Source organism: Rhizobacter sp. P3_B12 (genome assembly GCF_056402895.1).
In genome coordinates, this window is the sequence record NZ_JBFUGN010000711.1 from 1 (window position 1) to 3,262 (window position 3,262).

The 3,262-nt window shown below is 70.9% G+C and carries 4 protein-coding genes; 3 read left to right on the forward strand and 1 reads right to left on the reverse strand.

The genetic code is table 11. The annotated features are described in order from the left end of the window. From AC1D01_RS26660 to recR, 3 genes are all read left to right on the forward strand, one after another. Nucleotides 1–639 (forward strand): DNA polymerase III subunit gamma/tau C-terminal domain-containing protein (locus AC1D01_RS26660; RefSeq protein WP_477871735.1); only part of this gene is annotated, 639 nt, incomplete at its 5' end. 19 nt (nt 640–658) lie between these two features. Continuing rightward, a complete protein-coding gene (locus AC1D01_RS26665; protein WP_047511954.1) occupies nt 659–985 on the forward strand; it encodes a YbaB/EbfC family nucleoid-associated protein in 327 nt (108 codons plus the stop codon). A 4-nt stretch (nt 986–989) separates the two neighbouring features. Then, nucleotides 990–1,577 (forward strand): recombination mediator RecR, encoded by a 588-nt coding sequence (gene recR, locus AC1D01_RS26670; protein WP_477871737.1) that lies wholly within the window; start codon nt 990–992, stop codon nt 1,575–1,577. A 10-nt stretch (nt 1,578–1,587) separates the two neighbouring features. Here the strand turns inward: recR and AC1D01_RS26675 are convergent, their stop codons facing one another. Beyond that, nucleotides 1,588–3,159, reverse strand: a complete 1,572-nt coding sequence (locus AC1D01_RS26675) for a transglycosylase SLT domain-containing protein (RefSeq protein WP_477871739.1) — start codon at nt 3,157–3,159, stop codon at nt 1,588–1,590. Between the last annotated feature and the right edge of the window lie 103 nt (nt 3,160–3,262).

A 3,262-nucleotide genomic window follows, 5' to 3' on the forward strand; every position in this document is an offset into this window, starting at 1 on the left:
GTGGTGGCCGCACCGCCTGCTGCCAAGCCGCCCGTCACCACACCGGCGGCCCGCCCCGCCGCCCGCAACGACGAACCCCCGCCCTGGCTCGACGTGCCGTTCGACGACGAGCCCTCCGCCGCATCGGCCTCGTCGATGCCCGACCTCGACGACGAGCCGCCCGCACGCGCCGCGGCAACGCCGTCCGCCCCCGTCCCGGTGCCGATGGCCGCACCCGCCGTGCCGGCCTTCGAGCGCACGCCGCTCGGCGACCGCTGGAACGAGCTCGTCGTGCAGATGGTGCAGGCCAACGCCATCGGCGCGCTGGTGCGTGAGCTTGCCCTGCAAGGCCAGTGCGTCGCACTCAACGAGCAGGGCGCCGAGGCCGTCTGGCGCCTGCGCGTCGAGCGCGAGACGCTGCGCGCCGAGGTGCAGCGCACCAAGCTGCAGGCGGCCCTCGTCACGCAGCTGGGCCGCCCGGTGCGGCTCGAGGTCGAACCCGGCGTGCCGGCAGATTCACCGGCCCTGCGGGCGGCCGCCGAGCGCGCACGCCGCCAGGCCGAAGCCGAACAGATCATCCACAACGACCCGCTGGTACAAGCGCTGATGCAGCAGTTCAAGACCGCACGCATCGTGCCCGGCTCGGTCAAACCCCACTGAAACCCGAGGACCCCTCACCATGATGAAGAACCAACTCGCCGGCCTGATGAAGCAGGCCCAGGCGATGCAGGACAACCTGAAGAAGGCGCAGGAAGAACTCGCCCACATCGAGGTCGAAGGCCAGTCCGGCGCCGGCCTCGTGAAGGTCACGATGACCTGCAAGCACGACGTGAAGCGCATCGTGATCGACCCGAGCCTGCTGGCCGACGACAAGGACATGCTCGAAGACCTGGTGGCTGCCGCCTTCAACGACGGCATCCGCCGCGCCGAAGAGGTCTCGCAGGAGAAGATGGGCAAGCTCACGGCCGGCATGCCGTTGCCGCCGGGCATGAAGTTCCCGTTCTGACCCAGTGGCCGAACCTGCTCTCGACGGATTGATCGAAGCGCTGCGCCGGCTGCCCGGCGTCGGGCAGAAATCCGCGCAGCGCATGGCCTTCCACCTGCTGCAGCACGACCGCGACGGCGCCGCGCGCATCGCCGCGTCGCTGCAGAAGGCGGTGGCCGACGTGCGCCACTGYGACCGCTGCCACACCTTCACCGAGGGCGCCATCTGCAGCACCTGCGCCGATGAGCGGCGCGACGCGCGCCTGCTGTGCGTCGTCGAGACGCCGGCCGACCAGGCGGCGCTCGAGCGCACCGGCAGCTACAAGGGGCTGTATTTCGTGCTGATGGGACGGCTGAGCCCGCTCGACGGCGTCGGCGCGCGCGACATCGGCCTTGCGCAGCTGATCGAGCGTGCCACCGATGGCTCGGTCGAAGAAGTCATCGTCGCGACCAACTTCACCGCCGAAGGCGAGGCCACCGCGCACGTGATCGGCGAGACGCTCAAATCACGTGGCTTGCGCGTCACGCGGCTGGCGCGCGGCGTGCCGATCGGCAGTGAGCTCGAATACGTCGACCTGGGGACGATCGCGCACGCGTTGAGCGAGCGGCGCTAGTCCCCGCTGCTCACTGCTTCGCGACCCGCGTCGTCCGCTTCGCCGGYCGATGCGCCTTCGATGCGGTTCGCACCGCCGGCTTGCGCGCCGTCGCCTTGCCCGCGACGAACACATACACCGTCTGCCCCGGCTTGAAGTTCGCGCCGACCGTCGTCTTGTTCCACAGCGCCACCTGTGCCGCGCTCACGCGGTAGCGCTGCGCCACCGTCGCCACGCTCTCGCGCTTGCCGGCCTTCAGCGCCATGCGGCGCAGCGTCGGCGATTCGGAGACGAGCGACATCACGCCGTTGTCGGCCAGGTGCCCCGACACATCCGTCTGGCGGCTCTCGCCGCGCGGCACCAGCAGCGTCGAGCCGGCACGCACCAGCATGCGCGGAGGGATGTTGTTGACCTCGCGCAGCTGCGCCTCGGTCATCCCCACCTGCTTGGCCGCATCGGCCGGGCGCAGCGTGCGCGGCGCGACCCAGGCCGTCCAGGTGGCCAGCGGCCCGCGGTGCTCGCCGATGCTGCGCACGAACTGGCTCGCGTTGTCGTACGGCAGCAGCAGCTGCGGCGTGCCGGCCGCGAGGATCACCGGCCGGTTCATCTGCGGGTTCAGCGTCTGGAACTCTTCCAGCGACACGCCGGCCAGCCGCACCGCCAGCGCCACATCGATGTCGCGCTCGATCGGCACGCTGAGGAAGTACGGGTGGTTGTCCAGCGAGGGCAGCGTCAGCAGGTACTGCTCGGGGTGCAGCACGATGTTCTTCACCGCCTGCAGCTTGGGCACGTAGAACGCCGTCTCGTTCGGCATCTTCAGGCTGAGGTAGTCGGTCGGCTTGCCGGCGCGGCGGTTGCGCGCGATGGCGCGCTGCACATTGCCCTCGCCCCAGTTGTAGGCGGCGAGCGCCAGGTGCCAGTCGCCGAACATGTCGTGCAGCCGGGCCAGGTAGTCGAGCGCGGCGCGCGTCGAGCCGAGCACCGAGCGGCGGTCGTCGCGGAACACGTTCTGCTTCAGCGAGAAGGTGCTGCCGGTGGCCGGCATGAACTGCCACATGCCCGAGGCCTTGGCCGACGACACCGCCTGCGGGTTGAACGCGCTCTCGACGAAGGGCAGCAGCGCCAGCTCGGTCGGCATGCCGCGGCGCTCGACCTCCTCGACGATGTGGAACAGGTAGCGGCTGCCGCGCTCGGTCATGCGCTGCACGTAGTCGGGTCGCGACGCATACCAGCGCTCGGCGGTGCGCACCTGGTCGGTGTCGAGGTCGGGCATCGCGTAGCCGTGGCGCAGGCGCGACCACAGGTCGATGCTCGCGGTCGGCGCGTTCAGGTCGACCTTCTCTTCGGGGCGCAGCGGATCGATCGGCGGCGCGACGGCCGGGCCTTCGGCGACGGTGGTGTTGTCGGCGGCCGAGGCTGCCCCGGCGGGTGCGCTGGCCGCCGCCGATGCCTCCGGTGCGGAGGCTGCGGGGCCCGCGCCGGCAATGCCGCCCTCGGTCGGGGTCGTGGTCGCGCAGGCCGCCAGCAGCGCCAGCGCGGCGAACAGGCCGAGGCCGCAGCCTCGTCGCAAAGTGAGTGGCAAGAGCGGGTTCAGAAAGGTCATCAGAAGTTGTTTTTCCAGTGGCGCAGCGCGGCCAGCACGTCGACTTCGTCGTCGGGCCGGGCGCCGTGGGTGGCGGCGGCAGCTGCCACCTCGGGTTGCGCAC